A 685-nucleotide genomic window follows, 5' to 3' on the forward strand; every position below is an offset into this window, starting at 1 on the left:
GATGGCGTTGAGGATGGTGAGAAGCTTGCGCATGGTGGCGACAATGGCGACGATCTTGGGCTTGCCGGATGCCACGAGGCGATCGCGGAAGGCTTTGAGGAGAGGGTTGTGACGGGACGCAACCAGTGCCGCCATGAACAGCACGCCCGCACCTTCGAGCGCCCGCCACCAATAAAGCTCTTGCCTTTCCATTTGCCCGATTGCCGGGTCCATGGTGCCAGTCCCGCAAGCGATGCGATCTGGCGTCTGTCGAGGCTGCCGAGCTCCGGCATTTCGGCCAGAAGGGTGCGCGCCGTGGCCCGCCCCACACCTGGAACCGAGGTCAGCAATGCCTCGCGCACACGCCACAAGGGTGACTTGCGGATATGGTCATCCATATCAGCATCGATACTCTCCATCTCGCGGCGTAGCGCATCCAGCAGCCGTCTGATGCTCTTGCGCGTCGTCTTCTCCAACGCCATCCGCAACCGGTTCTCTTCAGCCACGATCATCTGTACGATCTGTCGCCTGCGGTCGACAAGGGCCGATAAAGCCTGGGTTTGCGCATCGCGCAGCGGTCGGATTTGCGGTTTCGTCGCCGTGACGAAGGCGGCAATCAGGGCTGCATCGATCGCATCGGTCTTGGCACGCCGACCGATGGCGTTGGCATAGGCGCGAACCTGCGCCGGGTTGACGACGATCACGC

At 62.5% G+C, this 685-nt stretch carries 1 pseudogene; it reads right to left on the bottom strand.

The window, feature by feature from the left end:
* Nucleotides 1-685, bottom strand: a pseudogene (locus DSM25558_RS27645) (IS110 family transposase); the annotation flags it as partial.

Origin of the sequence: Agrobacterium sp. DSM 25558 (genome assembly GCF_900100825.1) — a bacterium.
Taxonomy (GTDB): Bacteria; Pseudomonadota; Alphaproteobacteria; order Rhizobiales; family Rhizobiaceae; genus Agrobacterium.